This is a genomic window from Bartonella sp. CL63NXGY, from assembly GCF_042194905.1.
In the GTDB taxonomy this organism is placed as follows: Bacteria; Pseudomonadota; Alphaproteobacteria; order Rhizobiales; family Rhizobiaceae; genus Bartonella.
In genome coordinates this window covers 1-654 of sequence record NZ_JBHINK010000112.1, presented here as the reverse complement: position 1 = coordinate 654, position 654 = coordinate 1, and the positions used below count along the sequence as shown (strand labels likewise).

The following is a 654-nucleotide window of genomic DNA, read 5'->3' as shown; positions in this document are numbered from 1 at the left end:
ACGGTAATCAATCACAAGTTAACGTTAAAGCAGGAGCAACTTTAAACTTAAATCCACATACAATCGGTGGTGGTGAAGGTAAAAGCGGAAAGCACAACGTTGCGATTGCTGCTAACAAATCTGGGAGTAAGAATGATCAAGTTAATGTAGAGGTTACTCTGAACATTAACCTTCAAAAGACTGGTACTGCCAAGAAGATGTCAGGTGGTATCGAATTAGTGCCAAGTTCAACTGTTAAGGTTGCAAACGGTGGTAGTTTAAACATCACTCAGACTGGCAAGCTTGAAGGCTCTGCTGCACCAGTAAACCTTGAAACAGGTGCTGGAATTACCGTTGAAGATGGTGGTAATTTCAACATCAACGCAACTGGGTTAGATAATTCAAAAGGTGCTTTAATTAATACAAAAGGTAACGTTGACTTACAAGCTCACTCAAACTTCAAGATTACTGGTGACGGTACTGGTAAAGTTGCAGCTGTTCACATGGACGGTGGTAAGTTTACTTCAGATCAACCACAAAGCTTCAACATTGATCTGTCAGCAAATCCTAATGCCGTTGCAGTAGAAAATGGAACTGTTGACTTTACTCGTGTCAAGATTGGCGAAAATGGTGAACCGTTAGGCAAAGCTACTGTTACTTACGATAATAATGGTA

Annotated in this window: 1 protein-coding gene; it reads left to right on the top strand. The window is 40.5% G+C overall.

The genetic code is table 11. From position 1 onward, the window contains the following. Positions 1–654: hypothetical protein (locus ACFIK0_RS09555; RefSeq protein WP_375663937.1), on the top strand; the 654-nt coding region annotated here is incomplete at both ends.